General features: G+C 63.1%; 1 protein-coding gene. It reads right to left on the minus strand.

Annotated features, from left to right (window positions below):
* The coding region (locus tag I6F37_RS41455; protein ID WP_225154590.1) for a helix-turn-helix domain-containing protein at positions 1–300 on the minus strand (300 nt) is incomplete at its 3' end.
* Between the last annotated feature and the right edge of the window lie 123 nt (positions 301–423).

A 423-nucleotide genomic window follows, 5' to 3' on the forward strand; every position in this document is an offset into this window, starting at 1 on the left:
GCGTCGCTCGCGCTCGTGCATGGAACGCTCCGCTTCCAGAAGCTCGCGCACCACCTCAAGCTCCCGCTCTAGTGCATTCTTAACCAGTGCATTCTCGTGCACTGCATCAGGTTCTGCATCAGTGTCTGCATCAGGCGAAGCCAGTGCACCGAACACGCGCTCGAGCTCGGCCGGGTCGATAAGGTACCTGCCGCTCTCGTCGCGCGTCGCAGATATCTTGCCGCGCTCAATCATCCGCGTGAGCGTCGACCGATTGCGGCGCACGAGCCTCGCGGCCGTGCGGACGTTAACGGGGGGCATGTGCAACTCCGCGCATTGCATCGCTTTGCATCTCGTGCAGGGTGCACCTCATTCCTGCAGCGCACCAGCCTGCGCGCTGCGCGCATGAACGACGAATGGGGGAGGCGCACGATGTCACTGATG

Source organism: Bradyrhizobium sp. NBAIM08 (assembly GCF_020193935.1).
Lineage (GTDB): Bacteria > Pseudomonadota > Alphaproteobacteria > Rhizobiales > Xanthobacteraceae > Bradyrhizobium > Bradyrhizobium yuanmingense.